Origin of the sequence: Lysinibacillus mangiferihumi (assembly GCF_003049665.1) — a bacterium.
Classification (GTDB): domain Bacteria; phylum Bacillota; class Bacilli; order Bacillales_A; family Planococcaceae; genus Lysinibacillus; species Lysinibacillus mangiferihumi.
In genome coordinates this window covers 1-813 of record NZ_PYWM01000109.1, presented here as the reverse complement: position 1 = coordinate 813, position 813 = coordinate 1, and the positions used below count along the sequence as shown (strand labels likewise).

Here is an 813-nt window from a genome sequence, read left to right as displayed (position 1 = left end):
ACGAAATATTCTCTAATATGGTCATTCGATTTCTCGCGAGTGTCTATTACGATAGTGAGTGTTTTTATGATTTTATCTATTTCGGTATCGGTGTAAGCGTAGTGAATCATTGTGAATCACCTTCAAATAGCGATTTAACATATTGTTTAAAAGTTATAATTTCTTGATGCAATTCTTTAATAGTCGCTGCATCTGACTCAAATACACGTTGTCGCAAAATCACTTCAAGTGCTTGTTCAACCTTTCCACTATATTTCCATGTCTTCCATTCCTCACGAATTTCAGCCGAATGTTTTGTTTCGTCAAAGATTGGTGATTTCGTTGGATCAATTATGTGTTTTCTCATGATGACAATTTGCATGCCATCACTCGTTAATTTATATTCATCATTCACTATTACATCTAACATTCTATCAACCTCCTTAATTTAACCGTTCTATATCAAGATTTAAGACGTTTAAATCTAAAAGTAGTATTATTTATCACCTTGTATCTAAAGCGCCTAATTTAACGGGTAAAATCACTTATTGTGATTGGCGTATAAAACAGCACGCTCGTACAATTTTTTCTTCATGATATTTGATGCTTCATTTTCAAATTGTCGATAATCCTCATAGATGTCATTCCATCCGTTCTTAGCCAATGTTTCTTGCCACTCCATGAACAACATCAATGCTTCTACGTCCGCGCATATCCATTCATTCAATTTCGGATTGTGTTGCCATCCACAAGCTTGATGCACCATCATTCGAATATGCTTATCGATTACTTTGGCCTCTTCCCATGATTTGAACCATTTTTCTATTTCACCGA

Annotated in this window: 1 protein-coding gene and 1 pseudogene; both read right to left on the bottom strand. The window is 34.8% G+C overall.

Going from position 1 to position 813, the window contains the following annotated elements:
* Nucleotides 1-106: 106 nt before the first annotated feature.
* Entirely contained in the window at nucleotides 107-409 is a 303-nt protein-coding gene (locus tag C9J37_RS27785; protein ID WP_107897946.1) for a hypothetical protein, read from the bottom strand.
* A 111-nt stretch (nucleotides 410-520) separates the two neighbouring features.
* A pseudogene (locus C9J37_RS28715) lies at nucleotides 521-813 on the bottom strand (hypothetical protein); the annotation flags it as partial.

What these genes read in the sequence shown, in the direction of transcription:
- C9J37_RS27785 (WP_107897946.1), bottom strand. Translation starts at nt 409, where the DNA reads ATGTTAGATGTAATAGTGAATGATGAATATAAATTAACGAGTGATGGC.